The sequence below is a fragment of the Leifsonia sp. P73 genome (assembly GCF_051059105.1).
In the GTDB taxonomy this organism is placed as follows: Bacteria; Actinomycetota; Actinomycetes; order Actinomycetales; family Microbacteriaceae; genus Leifsonia.
Genome location: NZ_CP194931.1, coordinates 954,601 through 980,101, shown reverse-complemented (window position 1 = coordinate 980,101; position 25,501 = coordinate 954,601). Strand labels below are relative to the sequence as shown.

19 protein-coding genes and 6 pseudogenes are annotated in these 25,501 nt (G+C 72.0%); 17 read left to right on the top strand and 8 right to left on the bottom strand.

The window, feature by feature from the left end:
* Positions 1–11: 11 nt before the first annotated feature.
* Positions 12–2,627, bottom strand: a complete 2,616-nt coding sequence (locus tag ACQ86L_RS04965; protein ID WP_434317919.1) for a penicillin acylase family protein — start codon at positions 2,625–2,627, stop codon at positions 12–14.
* Positions 2,628–2,749: 122 nt separating this feature from the next.
* Positions 2,750–3,373, bottom strand: coding sequence for an SACE_7040 family transcriptional regulator (locus tag ACQ86L_RS04960; RefSeq protein WP_434317918.1), 624 nt, complete (start codon positions 3,371–3,373; stop codon positions 2,750–2,752).
* 123 nt (positions 3,374–3,496) lie between these two features.
* Here ACQ86L_RS04960 and ACQ86L_RS04955 point away from each other — a divergent pair, with 123 nt between their 5' ends.
* The 8 genes and pseudogenes from ACQ86L_RS04955 (at position 3,497) to ACQ86L_RS04920 (ending at position 12,609) form a co-directional block, all read left to right on the top strand.
* Positions 3,497–5,089, top strand: a complete 1,593-nt coding sequence (locus ACQ86L_RS04955) for a carboxyl transferase domain-containing protein (protein WP_434317917.1) — start codon at positions 3,497–3,499, stop codon at positions 5,087–5,089.
* Between the two features lie 5 nt (positions 5,090–5,094).
* Positions 5,095–7,281 (top strand): biotin carboxylase N-terminal domain-containing protein, encoded by a 2,187-nt coding sequence (locus ACQ86L_RS04950; protein WP_434317916.1) that lies wholly within the window; start codon positions 5,095–5,097, stop codon positions 7,279–7,281.
* A complete protein-coding gene (locus ACQ86L_RS04945; RefSeq protein WP_434317915.1) occupies positions 7,278–8,483 on the top strand; it encodes an acyl-CoA dehydrogenase family protein in 1,206 nt (401 codons plus the stop codon). Before ACQ86L_RS04950 ends, ACQ86L_RS04945 begins: the two co-directional genes overlap by 4 nt.
* 89 nt (positions 8,484–8,572) lie before the next feature.
* A pseudogene (locus ACQ86L_RS04940) lies at positions 8,573–9,342 on the top strand (CoA transferase subunit A).
* Positions 9,339–9,986: a CoA transferase subunit B gene (locus ACQ86L_RS04935; RefSeq protein ID WP_434317914.1), complete on the top strand. Its 648-nt coding sequence runs from the start codon at positions 9,339–9,341 to the stop codon at positions 9,984–9,986. Before ACQ86L_RS04940 ends, ACQ86L_RS04935 begins: the two are co-directional and overlap by 4 nt.
* Positions 9,983–10,471 carry a MaoC family dehydratase gene (locus ACQ86L_RS04930; RefSeq protein ID WP_434317913.1) on the top strand — a complete coding sequence of 163 codons (489 nt, stop codon included), beginning with the start codon at positions 9,983–9,985 and terminating at the stop codon, positions 10,469–10,471. Before ACQ86L_RS04935 ends, ACQ86L_RS04930 begins: the two co-directional genes overlap by 4 nt.
* Positions 10,468–11,284: pseudogene (locus tag ACQ86L_RS04925) on the top strand (HpcH/HpaI aldolase/citrate lyase family protein). Before ACQ86L_RS04930 ends, ACQ86L_RS04925 begins: the two are co-directional and overlap by 4 nt.
* Before the next feature lie 170 nt (positions 11,285–11,454).
* The gene (locus ACQ86L_RS04920; protein ID WP_434317912.1) at positions 11,455–12,609 is read left to right on the top strand and encodes an aldo/keto reductase; all 1,155 of its coding nucleotides are present in this window, start codon (positions 11,455–11,457) and stop codon (positions 12,607–12,609) included.
* A 20-nt stretch (positions 12,610–12,629) separates the two neighbouring features.
* On the opposite strand, the gene ACQ86L_RS04915 is transcribed toward ACQ86L_RS04920, so the two are convergent.
* The gene (locus ACQ86L_RS04915) at positions 12,630–13,214 is read right to left on the bottom strand and encodes a TetR/AcrR family transcriptional regulator (protein WP_434317911.1); all 585 of its coding nucleotides are present in this window, start codon (positions 13,212–13,214) and stop codon (positions 12,630–12,632) included.
* A gap of 181 nt (positions 13,215–13,395) precedes the next feature.
* Here ACQ86L_RS04915 and ACQ86L_RS04910 point away from each other — a divergent pair.
* Together ACQ86L_RS04910 and ACQ86L_RS04905 are read left to right on the top strand one after the other, a co-directional pair.
* Positions 13,396–14,744 (top strand): annotated as a pseudogene (locus ACQ86L_RS04910) (M16 family metallopeptidase).
* Positions 14,644–15,384 carry a histidine phosphatase family protein gene (locus ACQ86L_RS04905; RefSeq protein WP_434317910.1) on the top strand — a complete coding sequence of 247 codons (741 nt, stop codon included), beginning with the start codon at positions 14,644–14,646 and terminating at the stop codon, positions 15,382–15,384. Before ACQ86L_RS04910 ends, ACQ86L_RS04905 begins: the two are co-directional and overlap by 101 nt.
* 4 nt (positions 15,385–15,388) lie before the next feature.
* Here the strand turns inward: ACQ86L_RS04905 and ACQ86L_RS04900 are convergent, their stop codons facing one another.
* A complete protein-coding gene (locus ACQ86L_RS04900) occupies positions 15,389–15,898 on the bottom strand; it encodes a GNAT family N-acetyltransferase (protein WP_434317909.1) in 510 nt (169 codons plus the stop codon).
* Positions 15,899–15,994: 96 nt separating this feature from the next.
* On the opposite strand from ACQ86L_RS04900, the pseudogene dapB reads away from it, so the two are divergent.
* Together dapB and ACQ86L_RS04890 are read left to right on the top strand one after the other, a co-directional pair.
* Positions 15,995–16,773 (top strand): annotated as a pseudogene (gene dapB / locus ACQ86L_RS04895) (4-hydroxy-tetrahydrodipicolinate reductase).
* Positions 16,774–16,781: 8 nt separating this feature from the next.
* Positions 16,782–17,237 carry a hypothetical protein gene (locus ACQ86L_RS04890; RefSeq protein WP_434317908.1) on the top strand — a complete coding sequence of 152 codons (456 nt, stop codon included), beginning with the start codon at positions 16,782–16,784 and terminating at the stop codon, positions 17,235–17,237.
* On the opposite strand, the gene ACQ86L_RS04885 is transcribed toward ACQ86L_RS04890, so the two are convergent.
* The 4 genes and pseudogenes from ACQ86L_RS04885 to ACQ86L_RS04870 form a co-directional block, all read right to left on the bottom strand.
* Positions 17,234–18,124 (bottom strand): TIGR01777 family oxidoreductase, encoded by an 891-nt coding sequence (locus ACQ86L_RS04885; RefSeq protein WP_434317907.1) that lies wholly within the window; start codon positions 18,122–18,124, stop codon positions 17,234–17,236. The two genes, ACQ86L_RS04890 and ACQ86L_RS04885, sit on opposite strands and share 4 nt — an antisense overlap.
* Positions 18,125–18,144: 20 nt before the next feature.
* Positions 18,145–18,570: an OsmC family peroxiredoxin gene (locus ACQ86L_RS04880; RefSeq protein WP_370054070.1), complete on the bottom strand. Its 426-nt coding sequence runs from the start codon at positions 18,568–18,570 to the stop codon at positions 18,145–18,147.
* 103 nt (positions 18,571–18,673) lie between these two features.
* A pseudogene (locus ACQ86L_RS04875) lies at positions 18,674–19,152 on the bottom strand (DUF4395 domain-containing protein).
* 2 nt (positions 19,153–19,154) lie between these two features.
* Positions 19,155–19,577 (bottom strand): thioredoxin family protein, encoded by a 423-nt coding sequence (locus ACQ86L_RS04870; protein ID WP_434317906.1) that lies wholly within the window; start codon positions 19,575–19,577, stop codon positions 19,155–19,157.
* Between the two features lie 157 nt (positions 19,578–19,734).
* On the opposite strand from ACQ86L_RS04870, the gene dapA reads away from it, so the two are divergent.
* From dapA to ACQ86L_RS04845, 5 genes and pseudogenes are all read left to right on the top strand, one after another.
* Positions 19,735–20,712, top strand: coding sequence for a 4-hydroxy-tetrahydrodipicolinate synthase (dapA, locus tag ACQ86L_RS04865; RefSeq protein ID WP_345834610.1), 978 nt, complete (start codon positions 19,735–19,737; stop codon positions 20,710–20,712).
* 72 nt (positions 20,713–20,784) lie between these two features.
* Complete coding sequence (locus tag ACQ86L_RS04860; protein ID WP_345834611.1) at positions 20,785–22,461, top strand: ribonuclease J; 1,677 nt, start codon at positions 20,785–20,787, stop codon at positions 22,459–22,461.
* Between the two features lie 87 nt (positions 22,462–22,548).
* Positions 22,549–23,592 (top strand): efflux RND transporter periplasmic adaptor subunit, encoded by a 1,044-nt coding sequence (locus tag ACQ86L_RS04855; protein WP_434317905.1) that lies wholly within the window; start codon positions 22,549–22,551, stop codon positions 23,590–23,592.
* Positions 23,589–24,288: pseudogene (locus tag ACQ86L_RS04850) on the top strand (ABC transporter ATP-binding protein). The gene ACQ86L_RS04855 and the pseudogene ACQ86L_RS04850 overlap by 4 nt, the downstream one beginning before the upstream one ends.
* Positions 24,285–25,499, top strand: coding sequence for an ABC transporter permease (locus ACQ86L_RS04845; RefSeq protein ID WP_434317904.1), 1,215 nt, complete (start codon positions 24,285–24,287; stop codon positions 25,497–25,499). The pseudogene ACQ86L_RS04850 and the gene ACQ86L_RS04845 overlap by 4 nt, the downstream one beginning before the upstream one ends.
* Positions 25,500–25,501 lie beyond the last annotated feature (2 nt).

Sequence of the window (25,501 nt, the reverse complement as noted above, 5' to 3'; positions counted from 1 at the left end):
GTCGCGCGACGCTACGGCGTCAGCGTGAGCGTCTGATCGGCAGCAGCCCGCACGGCCTTCGGCGAGAACGGCCAGGGCCGGGTCCGGCCGACCGCCCACAGCCGCGCCTGGTCGGCGTAGTGGGAGTCGAACGCGTGTCCTGACGCGCCGGTGAGGTTGATCCAGGTGCTGCGGTCGAAGTCGGCGAGGTCGACCACCATCCGCATCGACGGCGCCCGGTCGACCTGGTAGCCGTCGGAGGCGTCCCAGCCGGTCGCGTCCACGACGCTCGACCCGCCGCCCAGCGGGTACGGCCCGCGGTTGAACAGCCACTCGATCGGTGCGACACCGGACGACCCGAACGACGCGTTGGTGAGCTCCAGGGTGTGCAGGCGGTCCCAGCGCCAGCTCGCGGGGTCGCCGCCGAGGGTGCTCTGCGTCTCCTTCCACGCCTGGTTCGCCGCGTACTCGATCATGTCGTCCCGGTCGAGCGTGCCGAGACGGCTGTCCGCCCACCACGCCGAGTCCGGCTGCTTCACGAGCGCCTGGACGACCTGGAACCAGCGGTCGCCGCCGGTCGGTTGCGCGTCGGCCGGGAGCTTGCGGCCGAACGCGTCGGCCAGGAGGTTCTTCCAGAACACCGCGAAGTAGGCCGCGGCGGCGCTGTCGCCATCGTCGTGGTAGTTCCAGCCGCGCAGCAGGGCCGCGCCCTTGGCCACGCCGGAGATCGGGTCGGCCTTCGCTCCGACGGCGACGAGCAGGGGAGCGAGCGTCGCCGCGTTGGCGTCGTAGGTGTCGGCCTGGATGGCGGACATGTCCTTCGAGGTGACTTTGTGCCCCGCGTCCAGCAGCTTCGTCAGGCGGAGCTGGATCTGGTTCGCGCGGTAGCCGGCGTCCCAGTCCTGCGTGATCGTCGCCGGGAACTGCGGGCCGACGGCGGCGTTGTTGGCCGTCACGATGTACCCGCTCGGCGGGTTCAGCACGCTCGGGAGCTGGTCGTAGGGGATCGTGCCGACCCAGCCGTACGCACTTGTCCAGCCGGGCACGGGGACCGTCCCGTCGCCTTTCGCGCGCACCGGGATGAGACCGGGCGCCTGGTAGCCGATGTTGCCGTCGACGTCGGCGTAGAGGAGGTTCTGCGACGGCACCTGGAACGCCGCCGCGGCCGCCCGGAAGCTCGCCCAGTCGTGCGCGGTGTCGAAGGCGAAGATCGCCCCGGCGGTCGGGCCGGGCGTGAGCGCGGTCCACTCCAGCGAGAGCTGGAACTGCTGGGCCGGGACGCCGAGCTTCCCGGCCTGGTCCTTCGCGATGACGCCGTAGCCGTCGCTGAGGTCGGTGATGATCGGGCCGTGCCGGGTTGAGCGGACGGTGATCCGGACGTCCGGGCCTCCCGCGACCTTGATGGTCTCGTGCCGGATGGCCAGCGGCACCTGCGCGCCGTCGTACTCGTACGTGTCGCCGGTGACCTTCTCGACGTAGAGGTCGGCCACGTCCGGCCCGAGGTTGGTGAACCCCCACGCGATGCGGTCGTTGTGGCCGATGATCACCCCGGGGAGCCCGGAGAAGCTGAACCCGGCGACGTCGAACGGGCACTGCGCGTCGACGACCGCGCAGTGCAGGCCGACCTGGTACCAGACGGAGGGCATCACCGCGCCGAGGTGCGGGTCGTTGGCGAGCAGCGGCTTGCCGGTCGCGGTGTGCGCCCCGGACACGACCCAGGAGTTCGAGCCGATGTCGTCGCCGGCCGGTCCCATGAGGGTCGGGAGGGCGTCGAGGCTGGAGGCCACCTGCTCCAGCCGGTCCTGGTACTGGGCGGTCGGCACGGCTGCGAGCGCGGTGGTCGCCTCCTCGTCGCCTGCCGCGGAGGCCGACGCCTTCGAGCCCGCCGGCGCGGCGTCCGGGGTCGTCGTGGCGGGCGTGCCGCCGCCGAGCGACGTGATCGTCGGGTGCGCGCTGTAGTCGTAGGCGGGGTGCAGCTCCGCGATCTGCTGGGGCGTGAGCTTGGTGGCCAGGAGCGCCCGGTCGATCTCGTCCTCCAGGTTGGAGCGGAGGTCCCAGGCCATCGCCTTGAGCCAGGCGACCGAGTCGGCCGGCGTCCACTGCTCCGGGTGGTAGTCCGGGTTCTGGATGCCGAGGATCGCGTACTCCAGCGACAGCGCCGGGCCGGAGTGGGTCTTCAGGTACGCGTTCACGCCGTCGGCGTAGTCCTGGTAGTAGCGCAGCGACGTCTTGTCGAGCTGCTTCACCTCCTGCTCGGCGACGTCCCGCCAGCCGAGCGTGCGGATGAAGGTGTCCGTCGGGAGCTGGCTCGCGCCGAACAGCTCGGAGAGCCGGCCGGCGGTGACGTGGCGGCGGAAGTCCATCTCCCAGAAGCGGTCCTGCGCGTGCACGTAACCCTGCGCGCGGAAGAGGTCGTCCGCGGTGCGCGCGGTGATCTGCGGGACGCCCGCGGAGTCGCGCGTCACGGTCACCGGCGCGCTCAGGCCGTTGACGTGCAGCGAGCCGGAGGTCTGCGGGAACGATTGGGTGACCGTCCACACCGCGAGGCCGCCCGCGAGGAGGGCGAGGACGAGCAGCACGGCGAGGGTGACTCCGAGCGTCCGCAGCACCCGATGGTGCAACCTCAGCCGGGGAGTGTCGTCGCCCACGTCGCCTCCCCTCGGATCGGCCGGGGGCGTCGCCCGGCGCGTGTTCGGACTCTAGCCGACGCGGGTGTCGTACCGAAGAGGAGGTTCGGGTGGTCCCGAGGTCAGGGGAGGCCGGCGCGGCGTCAGCGCGAGGTGAGCGCCGCCCAGGCCATCCGTTCGAGCACCGGGCGCACCGAGGCGTCCGTCGCGTGCGCGGCGCCGGCGCGCGCGGAGTGCGGGGTGGAGTTGATCAGCCCGAAGGTCGCCTGCACGCGCAGGCGCAGCTCGTCGGCGGCGAGCGACGGGTGCAGCTCGCCGAGCACGCGCATCCACAGCTCGATGTAACGGCGCTGCAGGGTGCGCACCGCGCGGCGGTCCTCGGGGGCGAGGGCGTCGAGGTCGCGGTCCTGCACGCGGATGGTGTCGGCCTCGGTCAACGCGAAGTCCACATGGAACGCGATCAGCCCGCGCAGCGCTCCGGCGGGGTCGGCGGCCTCCCGCTCGACCGCGGCGCCGCCGTCGAGGAGGTTCTCGCTGACGCCGACCAGGAGGGCGGCGAGCACGGCCTGCTTGGACGCGAAGTGCCGGTAGACGGCCGGGCCGCTGACTCCGGCGGCGGCGCCCAGGTCCTCGATCGAGACGCCGTTGAAGCCGCGTTCGGCGAACTTGCCTGCCGCGGCCTCCAGCAGCGCTGCGCGGCGGTCGGCCTTGGCCTGACTGCGCTGGGTCGGCCGCGCGAGCGGGTCGGCCGGTACGGTCTCGGTCATCTCTCTCGGACTCCCAGGTGCGGGGCTGGACATTCGGTTAACGAACACTAACCTAAATTCGAGTTAGTGACCACTAACTCATGTCGATGAGGACACGGGAGCACGATGCCTGCCCTGAGCACGATGCCCGACCAGAGCACCGCCGGCGCGCCGGCGGGGAACGACGCCGCCCAGCGCGCGCTGGTGGCCGACCTCCGCGAGCGCCTCGCCGTCGCCGCAGCCGGCGGCCCCGAGCGCGCCCGCGAGCGCCACGTCGCCCGCGGCAAGCTGCTGCCGCGCGACCGCATCGACGCGCTGCTGGACGAGGGCAGCCCGTTCCTGGAGATCGCCCCGCTGGCCGCGACCGGGATGTACGGCGACGAGAGCCCGGCCGCCGGCGTCATCGCCGGGATCGGCCTGGTCGAGGGCCGCCACGTGATGATCGTCTGCAACGACGCGACGGTGAAGGGCGGCACCTACTACCCGATGACCGTCAAGAAGCACCTGCGCGCGCAGGAGATCGCCCTGGAGAACCACCTCCCGTGCGTCTACCTGGTCGACTCGGGCGGCGCCTTTCTGCCGATGCAGGATGAGGTCTTCCCCGACCGCGATCACTTCGGCCGTATCTTCTACAACCAGTCCCGGCTCTCGGCGGCGAAGATCCCGCAGATCGCCGCGGTCCTCGGCTCATGCACCGCCGGCGGCGCGTACGTCCCGGCCATGAGCGACGAGACGGTCATCGTCCGCAATCAGGGCACCATCTTCCTCGGCGGCCCTCCGCTGGTGAAGGCCGCCATCGGCGAGATCGTGACGGCGGAGGAGCTGGGCGGCGGCGACCTCCACGCCCGCACCTCCGGCGTGGTCGACCACCTGGCGGAGGACGACGAGCACGCGCTCGGGATCGTCCGCGAGATCGTCGCCACCCTTCCCAAGCCCGCCGCGCCGGCGTGGGAGGTGCTGGCCACCCGCGCCGCGATCGCGGACCAGGAGGAGCTCTACGGCGTCGTCCCGGTCGACGTGCAGGCGCCCTACGACGTGCACGAGGTCATCTCCCGGCTGGTGGACGCGGGGGAGTTCAGCGAGTTCAAGCCGGACTACGGCACCACGCTCGTGACCGGCTTCGCCCACATCCACGGCCACCCGGTCGGCATCGTCGCCAACAACGGCGTCCTGTTCAGCGAGTCGGCGCTCAAGGGCGCGCACTTCATCGAGCTGTGCGACCAACGCGGGATCCCGCTGGTGTTCCTGCAGAACATCTCCGGCTTCATGGTCGGCCGCGACTACGAGGCGGGGGGCATCGCCAAGAACGGCGCCAAGATGGTGACCGCTGTCGCCACCACCCGGGTGCCGAAGCTGACCGTCGTGATCGGCGGCTCCTTCGGCGCGGGCAACTACTCGATGTGCGGGCGGGCGTACTCGCCCCGGTTCCTCTGGATGTGGCCGGCCTCCCGCATCTCCGTCATGGGCGGCCAGCAGGCGGCCAGCGTGCTCGCCACCGTCAAGCGCGACCAGCTCGACGCCCGCGGCGAGGAGTGGAGCGCCGAGGACGAGGCGGCCTTCCGCGCGCCCATCGCCGCGCAGTACGAGGACCAGGGCAACCCCTACTACTCCACCGCCCGGCTGTGGGATGACGGTGTGATCGACCCCGCGGACACCCGCACGGTGCTGGGGCTGGCGCTCGACGTCTGCTCCCGCGCCCTGCTGCCCGACACGGCCTTCGGCCTCTTCCGGATGTGACGACGATGACCGACTACTCCTCCGTTCCGTTCGAGTCCGTCCTGGTGGCCAACCGCGGCGAGATCGCCTGCCGCGTCATCCGCACGCTGCGACGCCTCGGCATCCGCTCGGTGGCCGTCTTCAGCGACGCCGACCGCGACGCCCCGCACGTCCGGCTCGCGGACACGGCCGTCCGGATCGGGCCGGCGCCCGCGCGCGACAGCTACCTCTCCGTCGAGGCCATCGTGGAGGCTGCGCGCCGCACGGGCGCCGCCGCCGTGCACCCCGGCTACGGCTTCCTTTCCGAGAACGCCGCGCTCGCCGACGCCTGCGAGGCCGCGGGCATCGTGTTCGTCGGCCCCGGCGTGCGCGCGCTGGAGGTCATGGGCGACAAGATCTCCGCCAAGCAGGAGGTCGGCCGCTCGGGGGTGCCGACCATCCCCGGCATCGCGGAGCCCGGCCTCGCCGACGACGAGCTCGTCGCGGCGGCCGAGCGCATCGGCTATCCCGTGCTGGTCGAGCCCTCCGCGGGCGGCGGCGGCAAGGGGATGCAGGCGGTCCACGCCGCCGCCGACCTCCCGGAGGCGCTGCGCGCGGCCCGTCGCGTCGCGGCCGCGGCCTTCGGAGACGACACGCTCTTCCTGGAGCGGCTGGTGGAGTCGCCGCGGCACATCGAGGTGCAGATCATCGCCGACCGGCACGGCGCGGTGGTCCACCTCGGCGAGCGCGAGTGCTCCCTGCAGCGCCGTCACCAGAAGGTGGTCGAGGAGGCGCCGTCGCCCCTGCTCGACGCGGCGACGCGTTCCCGGATCGGCGAGGCGGCCTGCCGGGTCGCGGCGAGCGTCGGCTACGTCGGAGCCGGAACGGTCGAGTTCCTGGTCTCCGCCGAGCGCCCCGACGAGTTCTTCTTCATGGAGATGAACACCCGACTGCAGGTCGAGCACCCGGTCACCGAGCTGGTGACCGGTGTGGACCTGGTCGAGTGGCAGCTCCGCGTCGCGGCGGGGGAGCCGCTGGGCTTCGTCCAGGACGACATCCGGCTGACCGGCCACGCCGTCGAGGCGCGCGTGTACGCGGAGAACCCGGAGCGCGACTTCCTGCCCGGCGACGGCGCGGTGCTCGCACTGCGCGAGCCGACCGGCGAGGGCGTCCGCGTCGACAGCGGCCTTGCGGCCGGAACGCGCGTCGTCACCGACTACGACCCGATGCTCGCGAAGGTCATCGCGTGGGCGCCCGACCGCGCCGGCGCGCTGGCGCGACTCGACCGCGCCCTCGCCGGCACCGCCGTGCTGGGCCTGGTGAATAACATCGCCTGGCTGCGCGACCTCCTTGCCGACGACGACGTCCGCGCGGGCAGCATGGACACCACGCTCATCGACCGGCGCTTCTCGGCGCTGGATCCGGTCCCGGCCTCCGCCGCCGAGCTCGCCGCGGCGGCGCTGCTGGCGCACCGGGAGCGGGAGACGGCGACTCCGGGAGGCGTCGGCGCGCTGTGGGGCGCGCCCAGCGGCTGGCGGCTCGGCTCCGCGCGGCCCGTCCGTTACGACGTGGACGGGACGGCCGTCCGGGTGGACGGCGACCGAGTGACCCTGCCCGGACCCGACGGCGAGGTGCGCGAGCACACTGCGCGGGTCGCGGTGCAGCCCGGCGCGGCAGGCGAGCCCGACTCCGTCGTGCTCGAGCTCGACGGCGTGGTCACCCGCTTCGACACTGCTCGCGACGGCGCGACCGTCTGGCTCGCGCACGGGGGCCGCTCGCGCGCCCTGCGGCTGCGCACTCCCGCCGAGCGGCTGGCCGCTGACCTCGCCGCCCGCGAGCGCGGCGAGGCCGCGGCGCATCCCGAGGTCCGCTCGCCCATGCCCGGCACCGTCGTCGCCGTGCCCGTCACGTCCGGCGCCGTCGTCGAGCCCGGCGACACGCTGGCCGTGGTGGAGGCGATGAAGATGGAGCACCGCCTGGTCGCCCCCATCGCCGGCACCGTGACCGTGAAGGTCGCGCCGGGCGACCTGGTGAAGCTCGACCAGCTCGTGGCCGTCGTGGATGCGGCGGAGGCGCCCGCCACCGCCGCGCCCGCCACCGCCGCGCCTGGCACCACCCCGAACGTCCCGCCCACCCCGGCGGACACCCCCGAGCCGACAGAATCGGCCGCCCCATCCCACGGCGAGCACGCCGCGGCAGGAACCGTCACCACAACAGACAGGAATCTCCGATGACCATGCAGATGTCACGCCCGGCCGACCTCGACGTCGCCGGCTTCGAGCTCACCGACGAGCAGCGCCGGCTCCGCGACCAGGTCCGCGACTTCGCCGACACCGTCGTCGCGCCCGCCGCGTACGAGTACGACACCAAGCGCAGCCTCCCGTACGACATCATCGCCGAGATGGGACGGATGGGCCTGTTCGGCCTCCCGTTCCCGGTCGAGTACGGCGGCCAGGGCAAGGACTACCTCTCGCTCTGCCTCGCGGTCGAGCAGCTCGGCCGGGTGGACCAGTCCATCGGCGTGACACTGGAGGCCGGCATCGGCCTCGGCGCGATGCCGATCTTCCGCAACGGCACCGAGGAGCAGAAGCAGGAGTGGCTGCCGATGCTGGCGCGCGGCGAGGCGCTCGCCGGGTTCGGCCTGACCGAGGCCGACGCCGGCTCGGACGCCGGTGGCACCAAGACCACCGCGATCCTGCGCGACGGCGAGTGGATCCTGAACGGCACCAAGCAGTTCATCACCAACTCCGGCTCGGAGATCACCAAGCTCGTCACCATCACCGCCGTGACCGGCGAGGAGCGGCGCGCGGACGGCTCCATCAAGAAGGAGCTCTCGGCGATCATCGTCCCGACCGGCACGCCCGGCTTCGTCGCCGAGCCCGTCTATGACAAGGTCGGCTGGCACACCTCCGACACCCACCCGCTGACGCTCACCGACGTGCACGTGCCGGAGGCCAACCTCCTCGGCGAGCGCGGCCGCGGCTACGCCAACTTCCTCCAGACGCTCGACGAGGGCCGGGTCGCCTTCGCCGCCCTCTGCACGGGCGCCGCGCAGGGCTGCCTGGACGAGGCGGTGCGCTACGCGCAGTCGCGCAACGTCTTCGGCCGTTCTATCGGCTCCAACCAGTACATCGCCTTCAAGATCGCGCGGATGCAGGCCCGGGTGCACGCGGCGCGGCTGGCGTACTACGACGCCGCGTTCAAGCTGATGGCCGGCGTCCCGTTCAAGATGGAGGCCTCCATCGCCAAGCTGGTCGGCAGCGAGGCCGCGATGGACAACGCGCGCGACGCGACCCAGATCTTCGGCGGCTACGGCTTCCTCAACGAGAACCCGGTCGCCCGCCACTACCGCGACTCGAAGATCCTGGAGGTCGGCGAGGGCACCACCGAGGTCCAGCTCATGATCATCGCCCGTTCCCTCGGCTTCGACTCCTAGCCCCAGCCCGCCGAGACGGCGGACAATCTGACCACTCGACGCATTTCGGAGCACTTCCGCCTTCTCGGCGGCGTGAGACAGGAGATCGGATGATCGACAAGACGGTGGGGAGCGCCGCGGAGGCCGTGGCCGACATCCCGAGCGGGAGCTCGCTGGCGGTCGGCGGCTTCGGGCTGTGCGGCATCCCGAGCGCGCTCATCCAGGCGCTGCTGGAGGCCGGGACGACCGACCTGGAAGTGGTCAGCAACAACTGCGGCGTGGACGACTGGGGCTCGGCCTCCTGCTCGCCCAGCGCCGCATCCGCAAGATGGTCAGCTCGTACGTCGGCGAGAACAAAGAGTTCGCGCGCCAGTTCCTCTCCGGCGAGCTGGAGGTGGAGCTGACCCCGCAGGGCACGCTCGCCGAGAAGCTGCGGGCGGGCGGCGCGGGCATCCCTGCCTTCTACACCCCGGCCGGCGTCGGCACGCAGATCGCGCTCGGCGGCCTCCCTCGGCGCTACAGCGACGACGGGTCGGTCGCGGTCGCGAGCGAGCCGAAGGAGGTGCGCGAGTTCGACGGCGCCTCCTACGTGCTCGAGCGCTCGCTGCGTCCCGACTTCGCCCTCGTGCACGCCGCGAAGGGCGACCGGCACGGCAACCTCGTGTTCCACGCCGCCGCGATGAACTTCAACCCGCTCGCCGCCATGGCCGGCGGCATCACCATCGCCGAGGTGGAGGAGCTGGTCGAGCCCGGCGAGCTCGCGCCGGGGGAGGTGCACCTGCCCGGGATCTTCGTCCAGCGCGTCGTGCACGCGCCCGACGTGGAGAAGCGGATCGAGCGGCGCACGGTCGCCTCGGCCCAGGAAGGGAGCGCCCGATGAGCCTCACCCGCACCGAGCTCGCCGCCCGCGTGGCGCAGGAGCTGGAGAACGGTCAGTACGTCAACCTCGGCATCGGCATGCCGACGCTCATCCCGAACTACATCCCGGAGGGCGTGGAGGTCATCCTGCACTCCGAGAACGGCGTGCTCGGGGTCGGCCCCTACCCGGCCGACGCCGACGTGGACCCCGACCTCATCAACGCGGGGAAAGAGACCGTCACCGTCAAGCGCGGCGCGGCCTACTTCGACTCGTCGCTGTCGTTCGGGATGGTCCGCGGCGGCCACGTCGACGTCGCCGTGCTCGGCGCGATGGAGGTCTCGGCCTCCGGCGACCTGGCCAACTGGATGATTCCCGGCAAGATGGTCAAGGGCATGGGCGGGGCGATGGACCTCGTCTTCGGCGCCAAGCGGCTGATCGTGATGATGGAGCACGTCGACAAGGAGGGCCGGCCCAAGATCCTCGCCGAGTGCAGCCTCCCGCTCACCGGCACCGGCTGCGTGGACCGCATCATCACCGACCTCGCCGTGATCGACGTGACGCCGGACGGGCTCGTGCTGCGCGAGACCGCGCCGGGCGTGACGGTCGAGGAGGTCGTGGCCGCGACGGGAGCCCCGCTCGCGGTGGAGTTGGAGGCGGCATCATGAAGGAGATCGAGCAGCGCGGCCTCTACTACGAGGAGTTCGAGCTGGAGACCCGCTACCTGCACCGCCCCGGCCGCACGGTGACGGAGGCCGACAACGTCCTCTTCACCACGCTCACGATGAACACGCAAGCGCTGCACCTGGACGCCGCGTGGTCGGCGCGCCAGCCGTTCGGGAAGCGGCTGATGAACTCGATGTGGACGCTCGCGACGATCGTCGGCGCCTCGGTCGCCCAGCTCACCCAGGGCACGATCGTCGCGAACCTCGGCTTCTCGGAAGTCTCCTTCCCGCATCCGCTCTACCACGGCGACACGCTCTACTCGGAGACGACGGTGACCGCCAAGCGGCTGTCGGCCTCCCGCCCCGGCCAGGGGATCGTGACACTGGAGCACACCGGCCGCAACCAGGACGGCGTCGTCGTCGCCACCGCGACCCGCCAGGTGATGGTGTGGTGCCGCGACGCGCACCTCGGAAGGAGCGACGTATGACGCCGTTCCCGTGGGGCCCCGCGCTGCTGTTCTGCCCGGCCGACCGGCCCGACCGGTACGCCAAGGCGCTGGAGCGGTCGGACGCGGTCATCCTCGACCTCGAGGACGCCGTCGACCCCGCGCGCCGGCCGGCGGCCCGCGAGGCGCTCGCCGCCTCCGACCTGGACCCGTCGCGGGTGATCGTGCGGGTCAATCCGGCGGGCACCGACGACCAGGCGGCCGACCTCGCGGCCCTCACGCTCACGCCGTACACGGCCGTGATGCTGCCGAAGGCCGAGCGCGCGGCCGACCTCTCCGCCCTCGCCGGCCTCCACGTGATCGCCCTGTGCGAGACCGCGGCAGGGGTGCTGGCGGCGGGGAGCTCGCGGCCGCCGACGGGGTCGTCGCGCTGATGTGGGGCGCGGAGGACCTGGTCGCCTCGCTCGGCGGAACGTCGAGCCGGCACCAGGACGGCCGCTACCGCGACGTGGCGACCCACGCGCGCTCGGCGGTGCTGCTCGCCGCCGGAGCCGCCGGGAAACCGGCCGTCGACACGGTCCACCTGGACATCGCCGACCTCGACGGGCTCGCCGCGGAGGCCGAGGACGCGGTCGCCGTCGGGTTCGCCGCGACCGCCTGCATCCACCCCTCGCAGGTGGAGACCGTCCGCGCCGCGTACCGGCCGGACGAGGCCCAGGTGGCGGAGGCCGTCGAGCTGCTGGAGGCGGCCAGGGCGGCGGGCGGGGAGTGTTCCGCCACAACGGCAGGATGGTCGACGGACCGGTCCTCTCGCACGCCCGATCGGTGCTTCGGAGGGCGACCAGCACGTTGTGATGAAACTGTGATGAACGATTTCTGCGCCGTTCACCGGTTTGGTCGTGCCGTGTCGGCGGCATGCCGTACTCTGCCCTTAACGTTCCAGAGAAGAGCACCCTCGAATCGATTCGAGCCACGAATCGATCGGCAGCGTGAACACCCGCTCGAACGACTGGAAGGGGGATGAGATGCCACAGCTCCTTCCCTTGCGCCTGCTCGAGAGTGTCGGCCTCCGCACTCCCGCCGCCGCGGTCGCGTCGGACGCCGACGGCACGTCGGCTGCCCTGCCCGCGCGGCCGGCGACGACCTCGCCGCGGCCCGCCGAGCCCGCGCGCCCGGCCCTGACCTACTCCGAGCCGTCCACCGACACCGGCGGCCCCCTCGACATCGACAGCGGCCTGGAGCGCACCGGCCCGCTCTCGATCATCGCCCCTCGCCGCATCGGCGAGAGCGACCTCGCGGTGTACCCGCTGTCGCTCGGCGCCAGCGTCTTCGGCTGGACCGCCGACGGCGACACGTCGCTGGCGATCCTCGACCGCTTCGCCTCGCGCGGCGGCGACTTCATCGACACCGCCGACAGCTACGTCGGCGGCCGCAGCGAGGTCCTCATCGGTAAGTGGATGCACGAGCGCCGCAACCGCGACGACCTGGTGGTCGCGACCAAGGTCGGCCGCCACCACGAGAACCCGGGCCTCGGCTCGGTGAGCATCGTGCGCGCCGTGGAGGCCTCCCTCGAGCGCCTGCAGACCGACCACATCGACCTGCTGTACTTCCACGACGACGACCCCGAGGTGCCGCTGGAGGACAGCCTGGCGACCGCGGAGTGGCTCATCGAGACGGGCAAGGTCCGCTACCTCGGCGCGTCCAACTTCAGCGCGGACCGGCTGATCGAGGCGCGCGTGCTGGCGTCGGCCGGCCTCCCGAAGTTCGTCGCCATCCAGACCCAGTACAACCTCATGCACCGCGCCGAGTTCGAGAGCGCGCTGCGCATCGTCGCCGCCGCCCAGGGCCTCGCCGTGATGCCGTACTACGCGCTGGCCAACGGCTTCCTCACGGGCAAGTACCGCTCGAAGTCCGACCTGAGCGCCGACGCCCGCAGCGTGCGCGCCTCGGCGTACGTCAACCGCAAGGGCATGCGCGTCCTGGCGGCGCTCGACCGCATCGCCGCCGAGCACGGAGTGTCCGCGGCGAGCGTCGCGATCGCCTGGCTGCTGGCCAAGCGCACCATCGTGGCCCCGGTGGCGAGCGCCAGCCGCCCCGAACAGGTCGACGGCCTGATGGCCGCCGCCGGCATCCGCCTCACCCGAGCCCAGATGCTCGACCTCGACCGCGTCTCCGAGTAGCGCCGCCGGCAGGCTGCGGGCTACGCCTCGGAGAGGATGTGGTCCAGCGCCCGATGCAGGGCCGCGCCCGCCGCGATCGGATCGCCCACGTAACCCCCGGCCAGGGCGCCGTCGCGCGCGAGGATGAGGTCGTCCGCCGCGTCGCCCGGCCGCGGGTGACCGATCTGGCGGAACAGCTCCTCGATGTGCTTCGCGTACCAGTCCCGGTGCGCGGTCACGGCGACGCGCACGGGGTGGGTCTCATCGGCGAACTGCGCCGCCGCGTTGATGAACGGGTCGCCGCGGAAGCCGGGTCGCACCGCCTCGGCGTTGATGGAGTCCACGAGCGCGCGGGCGATCGCCGTCGGGTCGGACAGCTCCGCCTCCTTCTCGGCGAACCATTCGCGCACCTGACGGTCCCGGCCCTCGACGTAGGCGATGATCAGGAGGTCCTTGGAGCGGAAGTGCTTGTAGAAAGTCGCCTTCGTCACCCGGGCGCCCGCGATGATGCGGTCGACGCCGACCGTGTGGATGCCCTCCTCGTAGAAGAGTTCGTCGGCAGTCGCGAGGATCTTGATCTTCGACGGTGCGGGCGGCCGGATGGTGGCGCGGGCACTTACGACCATCTGATCGTCTCCTCTCTCCGGGAGGCTCGGCCTCCACTCTTCTCTGAGAACCCCCCGACCGGCCCGAGGGGGGACGACCGGTCGGGGTGGTCACTTCAGTATAGTGGTAGACAGACCAGTCTGTTTGTCCTCAATTTCCCAGTCTCCGCGATCGATCGAGCGCTGGCGTAGGGTGGAGGGGATGAACAGCGCAGTCGACCTCCCGCTCGGTCTGGCCGATCTCGCTTTCGCCGCTTCCGGCGAGGCCCTCGTCCGCCGCACGATCCTGCCCAACGGCGTCCGCATCCTCAGCGAGCAGGTGCCGGGCGCGCGCAGCGCCACGCTCGGCTACTGGGTGGCCGTCGGCTCGCGGGACGAGATCGCCGACGTGGCGGGCAGCCTCGGCTCCACGCACTTCCTCGAGCACCTCCTCTTCAAGGGCACGCGCACGCGCACCGCCCTCGACATCGCGGTGTCCTTCGACTCGGTCGGCGGCGAGCACAACGCCATGACGGCCAAGGAGTACACCTGCTACTACGCCAAGGTGCAGGACCGCGACCTCCCGATGGCGGTGGAGGTCATCGGCGACATGCTCACCTCGTCGGTGCTCGACCCCACCGAGTTCGAGAACGAGCGCGGCGTCATCCTCGAAGAGCTGTCGATGGCGGAGGACGACCCGTCCGACGTCGCCAACGAGCGGCTCTTCACCGCGGTTCTCGGCGGCCATCCGCTCGGGCGGCCGATCGGCGGCCGTCCGGACACCATCCGCGCCGCGACCCGCGACGCCGTCTGGAGCCACTACCGGGCCAACTACCGGCCGCGCGACCTGGTCGTGACGGCCGCGGGCGCGGTCGACCACGACGTGCTCGTGGCGGGCGTGCGGCGCGCGCTCGACGCCGCGGGCTGGGACCGGGACGAGGAGGCCGCCCCGGTCGACCGCCGTCCGACCGCGCCCGCGACCGTCGAGCGCGGCGCCTCGGTCGTGACCGTCACGCGTCCGATCGAGCAGGCGAACCTCATCATCGGGATGCCCGGCATCGTCGCGACCGACGAGCGCCGCACCACGATGAGCGTGCTCAACTCCATCCTCGGCGGCGGGATGTCGAGCCGGCTGTTCCAGGAGGTCCGCGAGAAGCGCGGCCTCGCCTACGCGGTCTACTCGTTCTCCGGCTCCTACTCCGACGCCGGCGTCTTCGGGCTGTTCTCCGCCTGCGCCCCGGCGAAGGCCAGGCAGGTCGCCGAGCTGATGCTCTCCGAGCTGCACCGCCTCGCCGACGGCGGGGTGTCGGCGGACGAGCTCCGCCGCGCGGTCGGCCAGCTTTCCGGCGGCGCGGCGCTCGCGCTGGAGGACTCCGACACCCGGATGTCGCGGCTCGGCCGCGCCGAGATCAGCCTGGGGAGTTCGCCGACCTCGACGAGAGCCTCCGGCGGCTGCACCTCGTCACCGCCGGTGACGTCCAAGAACTCGCACGTGACCTGGCCGACCGCCCGGTCTCGATCTCCGCGGTGGGTGGCGTCGACGACGACGTCTTCGCGGGCCTCGTGGCCTGACCGCCTCTCCATTCCCGTCACCTCGAAAGGTCTACCGGTGCCCCATTACCTCTATCTCGTGCGTCACGGCGAGCAGCAGGACGCCGAGCACGGCCTGCCCGACGGACCGCTCTCACCGCGCGGCAAGCGCCAGGCGCAGCTCATCGCCGACCGGCTCAGCGGCCTCCCGCTCACCGGCATGTACCACTCGCCGCTCGTGCGCGCGGAGCAGACGGCCTCCATCATCGCCGAGCGGATGCCCGCCGTGGTGCCGGAGCCGTCCAGCCTGCTGTTCGACTGCATCCCGTCCGGGCCGACGCCCGACATGCCCAAGGCGTTCGAGTCGTTCTTCGGCTCCGTCACGGAAGCAGAGATCGACGCAGGCCGCGCCCAGATGGACGACGCGGTGAACGAGTTCCTGACGCCCGCGATGGGCGACAGGCACGACCTGCTGGTGACGCACAACTTCGTCATCGGCTGGTTCGTCCGGCACGTTTTCGACGCGCCGGCCTGGCGCTGGCTCGGCCTCAACCAGGCCAACTGCGGGCTCACCATCATCCGGGTGCGCTCGGCGAAGCCGCCCGTGCTGGTGGTGCACAACGACCTCGGCCACCTGCCGGTCGAGCTTCGCACCGGCCTCCCGGAGCTGCAGCCGGTCTGACCGCTCAGGCCGGCGTGACGTTCGGGCCGAGCCGCTTGCGGAACCAGTCCGTCGCGTTGGGGTTGTCGTTGTAGGGCTGGATGCTCTCGTAGCCGTGCGAGCGGTAGAGGCCGCCGGCCGCCTCCAGGCTCGCGTTGGTGTCGAGGACGACTTCGGTCGCGCCGAAGCCGCGCGCGCGGTGCTCCAGCTCGGCGAGGATGGCGCGGCCGAGGCCCTGACCGCGGTGCGCGGGCGCCACCCAGAGATGCTTGATCTCGTAGCGGACGATCTGCTCGCCGTCGTCGGTCTCCGACAGCGGGACGGTCAGCTCCCGGATGCCGCCGCAGCCGGCCTCCCCGTCGTCGTACGCCAGCACGAAGACGCCGGCCGGCGGGACGAACTGGCCGGGGTCGGGGAAGGTCGTGCGGTACGCGCCCTGGGACGCGGGGAACGTCTTCGCGCGCTCGGCGAAGTAGTCCGCGAGCATCCGGTGGGCGGTCGCGTCGGTGACGGAGACATCGGCAAAAGACACCATCGTCCCAGCGTAACCGGCGGCGATTCGTGCCGAATGTTGCGTTCGGCGGCGCGTTATCCGGCATTCGTGCCGAATGTGCGCGGGTAGGGTGGACGGGTGACTATTCGCGTGGCCGTTGCCGGGGCGACCGGCAAGCTCGGATCCGTGGCGGTCCGTCTCATCGAGGCGGCCGATGACCTGGAGCTGGTGGCAGCGCTCGACTCCCGCACTCCGCTCGAGGCCATGCTCGGCGCCGACGTGCTGGTGGACATGACCCTCCCGCAGGTCAGCCCGGGGATCGTCGCCTTCGCGGTCGACCACGGCCTCAACGTGCTGGTCGGGACCTCGGGCTGGTCGGCCGACCGCATCCTGGACCTGGAGCGCCGGGTCGCCGAGCACGAGGGCGCCGGCGCCGTCGTCATCCCGAACTTCTCCCTCGGCTCCGCGCTCGGCACCGCGTTCGCGACCGTCGCCGCCCGGTTCTTCGACTCGATCGAGATCGTGGAGACGCACGGCCCGGGCAAGGTCGACTCGCCCTCCGGCACCGCGGTGCGGACCGCCGAGCTGATCGCGGCCGCCCGCCTCCAGCGCGGCCCGGTGGACGCGCCGCACACCGACCAGCGGGCGCGCGGCCAGCAGGTCGGCAGCGTGCCGATCCACAGCCTCCGGATGCGCGGCGTCTCCGCCCAGCAGCAGGTGATCTTCGGCGGGGCGGGGAGACCCTCACCATCCGCCACGACGCGATGGGACAGGAGGCGTACGAGACCGGCATCCTGCTCGCCCTGCGCGCCGCCGCGACGACCACGGGCGTGCTCGTCGGCCTGGACAAGCTGGTCGACCTCGGCATCTCCGAGCCGGACGGGGAGCCGCCGCGCCCGACCGTCCGCGAGGTGTAGGCCTCCCGATGCGCAACCGTCTCTCGGCGCTGTTCATGGCGCTGCTGCTCGTCGTGTACCTCGTGCTGGTCTTCCAGCGGAGCGTGCTGCTGTTCGCCTCCGGGTCGGCCGTGGGCATCGCGATGAGCGTCGCGCTGATCGTGATCGGGCTCGTCGCGGCCTGGGCGCTCATCCGCGAGCTGCTGTTCGGCCTCCGCACCGAGAAGCTCGTCAAGCTGATGGCCGCCGAGGGGACGCTGCCGGAGGACGACCTCCCGCACCGCGCCTCCGGCCGCCCGCAGCGCGACGCCGCCGACGCGGAGTTCCCGCAGTTCAAGGCCGAGGTGGAGGCGTCGCCGGAGAGCTGGCGGGCGTGGTTCCGGCTCGGGCTCGCCTACGACGCGAGCGGCGACCGCCGCCGGGCGCGTGCAGCGCTGCGGCAGGCGATCGGGCTGTACCGGACGCAGGAGCGCGCGGCCCGCTAGGACCGCTCCACCAGCCGCGCCATCGCCTCCTGCACGGTCGCGTCGCGGAACACGAACCCGTCGTCGAGCAGACGCTGCGGAAGCACCCGCTGATCCGCGAGCAGCAGCTCGCGGCCGGCCTCGCCGAGCGCGAGGGTCACGACCGGCCGCGGCAGCGGGAGGCCGTACGGGCGGTGCACCGCGTTCGCCAGCGCACGCAGCACCTCAGCGGCGGTCGCGGGCTCCGGGCCGACGAGATTCACCGGCCCGCTCAGGCCGGAGGTCAGCAGGTGGACGATCGCGGCCGCCTCATCATGCAGGCTCACCCACGGCCAGTGCTGCCGGCCGCCCGCGATCGGGCCGACGAGCCCGAGCTTCGCCAGCGGCAGCAGCGGCGCCATCGCGCCGCCGGGCCCGACCACGACGCCGGTGCGGAGGGTGACGACGCAGGTCCCCGTCGGCGCGAGGTGCGCCGCGGTCTCCCAGGCCTCCACCACGTCCGAGAGGAACCCGTCGCCCTTGGCGGCGTCCTCGGTCAGAGTCTGACCCGGCCGGTCGCCGTAGTACCCGACCGCCGCTCCGCTGAGGAAGACGCCGGGCGGGTTCGCGGCCTGGCGCATCCCGTCCGCGAGCGTGCCCGTCGCGGCCAGGCGCGAGTCGAGGATGCGGCGCTTGTGCGCGGCCGTCCAGGGCAGCCGGTTGAGGGAGGCCCCGGAGAGGTTCACCACGGCGTCCGCGTCGTCCAGCAGCCGCAGGTCGATGCTCCGCGCCGAGGGTGCCCAGGCGCGTTCGTCCGCGGCGGCCGGCTCCCGTCGCACCAGGCGGAGGGCGACGTGGCCCTCCGCCCGCAGCCCGCGGACGAGCTCGGTGCCGATCATGCCGGACGCGCCGGCCACGAGCACGCGCATGGACTCAGGTCCCGTCCGGCTCAGGCCAGCGTCGCTTCGATCGTGATCGGGATGCCGACGAGCGCCCGCGAGACCGGGCAGGTGCGCTTGGCCTCGTCGGCCAGGCGCTGGAAGTCCTCCTCGCCGAGCCCGGGGACGGTCGCCTCGACCAGGAGGTGGCTGCCGGTGATGCCCTCCGCGGGGTCGAAGGTCACCGCGGCGGTCGTGCGGATGCTCTCCGGCGCCGTGCCGAAGGCCGCGAGGACGTTGGAGAACGCCATCGAGAAGCAGGCGGAGTGGGCGGCGCCCAGCAGCTCCTCGGGCGTGGAGGTCTCCGCTCCGCCCTCCGAGCGCGCCTTCCAGTTCACCGAGAGCGTCGCCGCACCCGACGAGTCGAGCGAGACCGTCCCCGAACCGGACTTCAGATCGCCGGTCCAGACCGTGGTGGATTCGCTGGTGACTGCCATGAGACCTCCTGTTGTTCCCGCAACGGAATGCCGCGGGTCCGACCAGACTACTGGCGGCAACCGACGCGTCGACCCCCGTCCGGGGGATTCCCGGTTTCGGTCCTCAGACCGTGCTCGCCCGCCTCCGGATGACGCCGGCCCGCACGAGCAGCAGGTAGATCTGGCAGCCCAGGCAGTACCCGAACGCGGCGTTCAGGAAGGCCGCGACGAACGCCAGCGCGGCCGCGATCGGCAGCGCGGCGGGCACGCCGAGCACGAACAGGAGCAGGCCGAGCCCGGTGACGACGAGCCCGACGGCCTGCGCGAACGTCGGCGGGGCCGGGTCCTCCAGCTCGGTCGGCGGCGCCAGCCGGGGCGGACCGCGACCCGGTACAGCAGGCCGTACGGATGGCGGCGCACGCCGGCGAAGGCTCCCCAGGCGAACAGGGCGGCGATCAGGAGCAGCAGCACCGCGGCGGCGACGGTCGCGCCGGTGAGGGCGAGGAAGAGGTCGATCAGCAGCAGGACGGCCGTGATCGCGGCGCCGAACCGCGGCGAACGCGGGTCGATGCCGGTGGCGGGGGTCTTCGGGACGTCGGTCATGATCACTCCGTCAGGATGCGGTCGAGGGCGCTGCGCACGTCGCCGGGCCGCGCGGCCCCGGCGATGCGGCCGCGGACGGTTCCGCGGGCGTCGAGCAGCAGGGTGGTCGGGGTCTGCAGCACGCCGAACCGGCGCGCGAGCTCCGGCCGGACGGTCAGGTCGACGTCGAGGTGCTCGACGCCGTCGTGCTCGCCCGCGACGCCGTGCAGCACGCGCGCGGTCGACGGGCACTGGGCGCAGAAGGCGGTGGAGAACTGGACGAGCGTCGCGCGCGAGCCGAGTCCTGCCGCGCCCACCTCGGCGGCGGTCACGCGGTCGGACCGCGTCGAGCGGACCCGGCCGGTGCGGGCGCGCCAGAGGATGCCGGCCGCCGTGGCGACGGCGACCAGCACGAGCAGGACGAGGAGGGCGGAGGGTGCGGACATGGTGAGCGTGACGATACGCGCGCTCGGCGGTCCTCTGAAGGCAGTGTGAACGAACATGACGGAGGTCGTCCTCCACAGACCCCGCTGCGGCACGAGCTCTCCACAGATCGGCCGGCGGGGAGGCGGTCGCCTGGCCCGACCCGATAGCCTTGATCCCATGGCTGCTCCCGCTAATCCCTTCGGCCAGGTGCTCGTCGCCCTGGTCACGCCCTTCACCGCCGACGGCGAGGTCGACTGGGCCGGCGTGGAGAAGCACATGGACGACGTGATCGTCGCCGGCGCCGACGGCATCGTCGTCACCGGCACCACCGGGGAGACCTCCACCCTCACCGACGCCGAGAAGCTCCGCCTGGTCGAGGTCGGCAAGGAGGTCGCGGGCGGCCGGGCCAAGATCATCACGGGCGGCGGCTCCAACGAGACCGCTCACGCCATCCAGCTCTACAAGCAGAGCGAGAAGGCCGGCGCGGACGGCGTCATGATCGTCACGCCGTACTACAACAAGCCGACCCAGGCCGGCATCCTCACGCACTTCCGCATGATCGCGGACTCCACCGACCTGCCGGTCATCCTCTACGACATCCCGGGCCGCACCGGCGTCCCGATCAAGTACGAGACCATCCTGCGCATCGCCAAGCACCCCAACGTGCTCGCCATCAAGGACGCCAAGGGCGACTTCAGCGAGGTCAGCCGGGTGCTCAACCAGACCGACCTGATGTACTTCTCGGGCGACGACGCCAACGTCCTCCCGCACCTGGCGATCGGCGCCACGGGCCTCATCGGCGTCACGGCCAACATCACGGCGACCCCGTACCGCCAGATCGTGGACGCGGTCAACGCCGGCGACCTGGCCACCGCCACGGCGGCCCACCAGAAGCTGGAGCCGCTGGTCCGCGCCGTCATGACGCACGTCCCCGGCACTGTCGCGGCCAAGTACATCCTGCACGGGCTGGGGCGCATCTCCAGCCCGCGCGTCCGTCTCCCGCTGGTCGGCCCGGAGGAGTGGGAGGCCGCCCAGATCGAGGACGAGCTCGACCTCGTCCGCGACATCCCGGGCGCCGATTTCCGCAACTTCCGCCCCGATCGCAACGCCGCCGCCGGCGGTGCGCTGCCCAAGATCGCCGGCGCCACACGCTAAGGCCGCAGAGCGGCCGGATCCACCCGGGCACGACGCCCGGACGCACGTACACACCTGAACATTGGAGGGCAGATGCCCAACCTCGTCTCCGCGCCCCCGGCACTCGAACCGGGAACGCTCAGAATCATCCCCACCGGCGGTCTCGGCGAGATCGGCCGCAACATGACCGTCTTCGAATACGAAGGCAAGCTCCTCATCGTCGACTGCGGCGTCCTGTTCCCCGAGCAGGACCAGCCGGGCGTCGACCTGATCCTGCCCGACTTCGCCCCGGTCCGCGACCGCCTCGACGACGTGCTCGGCGTGGTGCTGACCCACGGCCACGAGGACCACATCGGCGCGGTGCCGTACCTCCTCAAGCTGCGCGCCGACATCCCGCTGATCGGCTCCGGGCTGACCCTCGCGCTCGTGGAGGCGAAGCTCAAGGAGCACCGCATCCAGCCGTACACGCTGACGGTCAAGGAGGGCCGCACCGAGCAGCTCGGCCCGTTCGACCTGGAGTTCGTCGCGGTCAACCACTCCATCCCCGACGCGCTCGCCGTCGCCATCACCACCCCAGCGGGCACGGTGCTGCACACGGGTGACTTCAAGATGGACCAGCTCCCGCTGGACGACCGGATCACCGACCTGCGCGCCTTCGCCCGACTGGGCGAGAGGGGCGTCGACCTGTTCATGGCCGACTCCACCAACGCCGACGTTCCGGGCTTCACCCCGCTCGAGCGCTCCATCGGCCCGGTGCTCGACAACGTGATCGCCCGCGCTCCGCGCCGGGTGATCGTCGCCAGCTTCTCCAGCCACGTGCACCGCGTGCAGCAGGTCCTCGACGCCGCCGCCGCCAACGGCCGGCGCGTCGCCCTGCTCGGCCGCTCGATGGTGCGCAACATGACGATCGCCGCCGAGCTCGGGTACCTCAAGGTGCCCGAGGGCGTGCTCATCGACTACAAGAAGGCCGCCGACCTGCCGGACGACGAGATCGTCTACATGTCGACCGGCTCCCAGGGCGAGCCCATGGCCGTGCTCGCGCGGATGGCGAACCTCGACCACCAGATCGAGGTCGGCCACGGCGACACCGTGATCCTGGCCTCCAGCCTCATCCCGGGCAACGAGAACGCGGTCTACCGGGTCATCGACGGGTTGACGAAGCTCGGCGCCAACGTGGTCCACAAGGGCAACGCCAAGGTGCACGTCTCCGGCCACGCGGCCGCGGGCGAGCTGCTCTACTGCTACAACATCCTGAAGCCGCGCAACGTCATGCCCGTGCACGGCGAGTACCGCCACCTGGTCGCCAACGCGCGGCTCGCGATGGACACCGGCGTGCCGGAGGAGAACACGATCATCGCCGAGGACGGCACGGTCATCGACCTCCGCGACGGTGTCGCCCGCGTGGTCGGCCAGCTCGACCTCGGCTTCGTCTACGTGGACGGCTCCAGCGTCGGCGAGATCACGGACGCCGACCTCAAGGACCGTCGGATCCTCGGCGAGGAGGGTTTCATCTCGATCATCGTGGTCGTGGAGGCCGCCAGCGGCCGCATCGTCACCGGCCCCGAGATCCACGCCCGCGGCTTCGCCGAGGACGACGCGGTGTTCGACGCCGTCAAGCCGAAGATCGCGGCGGCGCTCGCCGACGCGGCCCACAACGGCGTCCGCGACTCGCACGCGCTCTCCCAGGTGGTCCGCCGCACGGTCGGCCGCTGGGTGAACACCAGCTACCGCCGCCGGCCGATGATCGTCCCGCTCGTCATCGAGGCGTGAGCGGAGTTTCAGCGAACGGTATGTAAGATGGAAACCACGTGACGCCGGGGGTCGGCGCGCGCGAGTGAAAGGCTGCATGTGGGGGTCATGCGACGCTGGGTCTTCCCGGTCATCCGAATCGCGCTGGTCGCGGCGATCGCCGTCGCGCTGGTGAAGCTGGCGTTCTTCCCCAGCGGGGAGTCCACCGCCGCCGATCCGGCGACGCCGACCGGCCGGCTGACCGATCCGGTCACCGCCGTGGCGACCGGCACGATCGTCAACGACGTGACGGTGACCGGGTCGGTCGTGGCCGACGACGCGGTCCCGGCGCGGGCGACCGCGGCCGGAACCGTCAACAAGGTCCAGGCCACGGTCGGCTCGCCGATCGAGGCCGGGGCCGTGCTCTTCGACATCAAGGTGGAGACGCCGCGCGACCCGGTCGTCGAGACCGGCCCGGACGGCTCGCAGACCGTCACCGAGCGCAAGCCCGCCGTCAGCTACACGGAGGTCACGGCGCCGATCGCGGGCGTGCTGAGCGAGCTCCCGGTGCTCGCCGGCCAGAGCGTCGCGACCGGCGACACGGTCGGCTCGGTCGCGCCGCCGAGCTTCTCGGTGTCGGCCACGCTCCCGGCCGAGCAGCAGTACCGCCTGATCCACCGGCCGAGCGAGGCCACCGTCACGGTCAAGGGCGGTCCTGCGCCGTTCACCTGCACCGGGCTGACCATCACGACGCCCCCCGCGACCGCGACGGACACCGCCCCGAACACGGAGCCGGGGACGGGTGGCGGCGGCAGCGCCTCCACGACCACTGTGCGCTGCGCCGTCCCCGCCGGCGTCACCGTGTTCGCCGGGCTGAGCGCCGATCTCACGATCTCCGCCGGCCGCGCCGAGAACGTGCTCACCGTGCCCACCACGGCCGTCAAGGGCTCCGCGGAGAAGGGCGTCGTCTACGTGCCGGACGAGAAGGGCGGCGACCCGGCGGAGGTTCAGGTCGCGCTCGGCCTCACCGACGGCACCTCCGTCGAGGTCACGGAGGGGCTGAAGGAGGGCGACTCCGTGCTCCAGTTCGTGCCGGGCGCGCAGACCCCCGAGGGCGGCTGCGTGCCGAGCGGCAACGGCATGATCTGCACCGGCCCGGACGCGCGAGGGTGAGCGCGCTGCTCCGCCTGAGCGGCGTGACCAAGACCGTGCAGGTCCCCGATGCCGAACCGCTCACCATCCTCCACGGCGTCGACCTCGTCGTGGCGGCGGGGGAGCGGGTGTCGGTCGTCGGGCGCTCCGGGTCGGGCAAGTCGACCCTGCTCAACATCCTCGGCCTCCTCGACTCTCCGAGCGGCGGCGAGTTCGAGTTCGAGGGCGTCCCGGTCGAGCGGATCGGCGGCCGCGAGCGCGACCGGCGCCGCGGCGCCGACGTCGGGTTCGTCTTCCAGCAGTTCAACCTGCTCTCCGGCCGGACGGCGCTCGAGAACGTGATGACCCCGCTGCTCTACGCGAGCGGCCGGCGGTTCTGGAAGCGCAGGCTCATCGCCACCGAGATGCTCGAACGCGTCGGGCTCGGCCACCGTCTCGGCTCCCTCCCCGAGGTGCTCTCCGGCGGGGAGCAGCAGCGCGTGGCCATCGCTCGGGCGCTCGTGCGCGGGCCGCGGCTGATCCTGGCCGACGAGCCGACCGGGGCGCTCGACGTCGAGACCGGAACGAGCGTCATCGACCTGCTGGAGGAGGTCGCCGCCGAGAACGACGCCGCACTGGTCCTCATCACGCACGACCCGGCGGTGGCCACGCGCGGAGGTCGGCTACCGGCTCGACGCCGGACGACTGCACGCGGCGACCTCGGCAGTGGCGGCATGAACGCGCTCGCCGCGCTGTGGGGCGCGATCGTGGAGGCGTGGCAGGAGGTGCGCATCCACCGCACCCGCGTGCTGCTGTCCCTGATCGGGGTCGGAGTGGCTGTGTGCGCTCTCAGCTCGGTCGTGGGGCTCGCGAGCGTCGTCGAGCAGGGGATGCGCGAGAGCAGCGAACGCAACGGTGGACGCCCGGCCCTCCTCTCAGTCTCGCCGTCCGGAGAGCACGTGCCGAGCGATGACCGTATGGACACGGCCTGGTCCACCATCCTGACGCGACACGACATCCGCTTCTCCTCGAAGGTCGGGTACGCCGAACTGCCCGTCCAGTTCCGCGACGGAGTGACGACGTTGATGGCGAAGACTGTCGACCAGTCGTATGCGACCATGCACCGCACTGTCGTACAGGAGGGCCGCTGGTTCCGTCCGGCGGACTCGGAACTGCTCGCGCCCCCGATCATCGTCAACGAGGAGTTCTGGCGCCGCCTCGGCTCGCCGGCGCTCGACGCGCATCCCACCGCCGTCGTGCGGAAGGGGGACACGAAGGTCACGGCCGTCGTGATCGGCGTCATGAAGACTCCCGACTCGCGGGACGAGCCGACAGCGATCATCCTGAACTCCGCCGTGGATCGGCTCACGGGGGGCCGGTCGGCCGACTTCGGACCGGCCGCGCTCGAGGCCTGGGTGCCGCCGGAACTCGCGAAGCCGCTGACCGACGCGATTAGCGCCGAGTTCGATCGGGCGCTCGGGCAGGGGATGGTCAGCGTAAATCGGCAGGACTACCTCGCATACCGGGACTCCGACCCCCTCCTGCCCCTCAAGCTGGGCGTCGGCGGCATCGCCGTGCTCATCCTGCTGCTCGGTGCGCTCGGGCTCGTCAACATCGCGATGGTGACGGTGCGGCACCGCATCCGTGAGATCGGGGTGCGGCGCAGCTTCGGGGCGACCAGCGCGCGCGTGTTTTTCGCGGTGATGATGGAGAGCGTCGTGGCGACGGTCGTGGCCGGCGCGGCGGGCGTCGCGCTCGCCGTGCTGGTCGTGAAGAACCCGTGGGTGGAGGAGCGCCTCGGTGACGGGATGATCGCGGACATGCCGCCGTTCCCGGTCGAGGCCGCCGTGATCGGGCTCGTGGCCGCGACGGTGGTGGGGGCACTGGCGGGTCTGCTGCCGGCACTCGTCGCGGTGCGCGTGAAGGTGATCGACGCCATCCGCTACTGACG

Bases quoted from the DNA above. Each gene is read 5' to 3' on its own strand.
- ACQ86L_RS04900 (WP_434317909.1), bottom strand. From the start codon at position 15,898: ATGGTGTCTTTTGCCGATGTCTCCGTCACCGACGCGACCGCCCACCGG.
- ACQ86L_RS04855 (WP_434317905.1), top strand. From the start codon at position 22,549: ATGCGACGCTGGGTCTTCCCGGTCATCCGAATCGCGCTGGTCGCGGCG.
- ACQ86L_RS04930 (WP_434317913.1), top strand. From the start codon at position 9,983: ATGAAGGAGATCGAGCAGCGCGGCCTCTACTACGAGGAGTTCGAGCTG.
- dapA (WP_345834610.1), top strand. From the start codon at position 19,735: ATGGCTGCTCCCGCTAATCCCTTCGGCCAGGTGCTCGTCGCCCTGGTC.
- ACQ86L_RS04880 (WP_370054070.1), bottom strand. From the start codon at position 18,570: ATGGCAGTCACCAGCGAATCCACCACGGTCTGGACCGGCGATCTGAAG.
- ACQ86L_RS04960 (WP_434317918.1), bottom strand. From the start codon at position 3,373: ATGACCGAGACCGTACCGGCCGACCCGCTCGCGCGGCCGACCCAGCGC.
- ACQ86L_RS04920 (WP_434317912.1), top strand. From the start codon at position 11,455: ATGCCACAGCTCCTTCCCTTGCGCCTGCTCGAGAGTGTCGGCCTCCGC.
- ACQ86L_RS04950 (WP_434317916.1), top strand. From the start codon at position 5,095: ATGACCGACTACTCCTCCGTTCCGTTCGAGTCCGTCCTGGTGGCCAAC.
- ACQ86L_RS04955 (WP_434317917.1), top strand. From the start codon at position 3,497: ATGCCCGACCAGAGCACCGCCGGCGCGCCGGCGGGGAACGACGCCGCC.
- ACQ86L_RS04935 (WP_434317914.1), top strand. From the start codon at position 9,339: ATGAGCCTCACCCGCACCGAGCTCGCCGCCCGCGTGGCGCAGGAGCTG.
- ACQ86L_RS04915 (WP_434317911.1), bottom strand. From the start codon at position 13,214: ATGGTCGTAAGTGCCCGCGCCACCATCCGGCCGCCCGCACCGTCGAAG.
- ACQ86L_RS04945 (WP_434317915.1), top strand. From the start codon at position 7,278: ATGACCATGCAGATGTCACGCCCGGCCGACCTCGACGTCGCCGGCTTC.
- ACQ86L_RS04870 (WP_434317906.1), bottom strand. From the start codon at position 19,577: ATGTCCGCACCCTCCGCCCTCCTCGTCCTGCTCGTGCTGGTCGCCGTC.
- ACQ86L_RS04890 (WP_434317908.1), top strand. From the start codon at position 16,782: ATGCGCAACCGTCTCTCGGCGCTGTTCATGGCGCTGCTGCTCGTCGTG.
- ACQ86L_RS04860 (WP_345834611.1), top strand. From the start codon at position 20,785: ATGCCCAACCTCGTCTCCGCGCCCCCGGCACTCGAACCGGGAACGCTC.
- ACQ86L_RS04885 (WP_434317907.1), bottom strand. From the start codon at position 18,124: ATGCGCGTGCTCGTGGCCGGCGCGTCCGGCATGATCGGCACCGAGCTC.
- ACQ86L_RS04845 (WP_434317904.1), top strand. From the start codon at position 24,285: ATGAACGCGCTCGCCGCGCTGTGGGGCGCGATCGTGGAGGCGTGGCAG.